The organism is Riemerella anatipestifer, from assembly GCF_009663465.1.
GTDB classification, from domain to species: Bacteria; Bacteroidota; Bacteroidia; order Flavobacteriales; family Weeksellaceae; genus Riemerella; species Riemerella anatipestifer_C.
Map to the genome: position 1 here is coordinate 1 of NZ_QXHU01000017.1, position 983 is coordinate 983.

Annotated in this window: 1 protein-coding gene; it reads right to left on the minus strand. The window is 39.5% G+C overall.

The genetic code is table 11. The features are described 5' to 3' along the window. On the minus strand, positions 1-983 hold a 983-nt coding region (locus D1003_RS11055), incomplete at both ends, for a hypothetical protein (protein WP_185148346.1).

Here is a 983-nt window from a genome sequence, read left to right on the forward strand (position 1 = left end):
GGAGCAGAGTAGCAGTCCCCTGACTTCGCTCTCACATAATAAGTGAAAGCTCCTGCTTGATTTGAGGTATAGTTCAACCTCCCTTGACTATCCACATACTCTGAACCTAACAAGGTCGTAAATGTAGGAGCTACACTCCACTCATAGGACACGGCTGTTCCTACCGCCGTAGGCGTTACCAATATTTGATTACCCACACAATAGTTAGGAAGTAAGCCCTCTAAAGTAAGATTTTTAGGAGCAGGATTTACCGTGAATGAAACTGGAATAATATCACTCGAGCAACCTGTTCCATTAGAAGCCACTAAATAAACGGTGGTTTCTTTGCCAAGCACATAATCTGAACTATTAGGCTTGTAACTTGCCCCATTAAATAGAAGTCCTGTTCCATTACTAAATTTATACCAAGAGTAGTTGGTGGCATTAGGGCTACCTGCTAAAAACTCTATCGCATTTCCCTCACAGAATGTTTTTCCTGCATTGGCAACTTGAACATTGCTCACGCCTTGGTTCACTGTAAAAGTTACGGATTGTGGAGCGGAGTAACAATTACCCTGCTTTGCTCTTACATAGTAGGTGTATGTACCTGTAGATGATTGAATAAAACTAAGATTACCACTTTCATCTACAAAATTTCTATCTAAAAGTGAAGTAAAGTTATTATTTGTACTCCATTCATAGGACACCCCAGTTCCTTGTGCTGATGGCTTTATAAAAATTCTCTCTGTATTACAATAAGTTTGTTTTACACCCTCTAATTGTAAATTGGTTGGAGTTGGGTTTACCGTAAAATTAATTTCTATTGGGGCAACCCCACACCCTCCTGCATTATTGACTAATAAATATAATCTATTTGCTCCTAACTGATACTTGTTTGCATCAAGAGATAGCGTAGGGTTATTTCCTAAAACATTAACCCCTTTATCATCGGAAGCCCAAATGTAAGTTGTGGCGTACTCCGCAGATGCGGAAAAATTAACTGG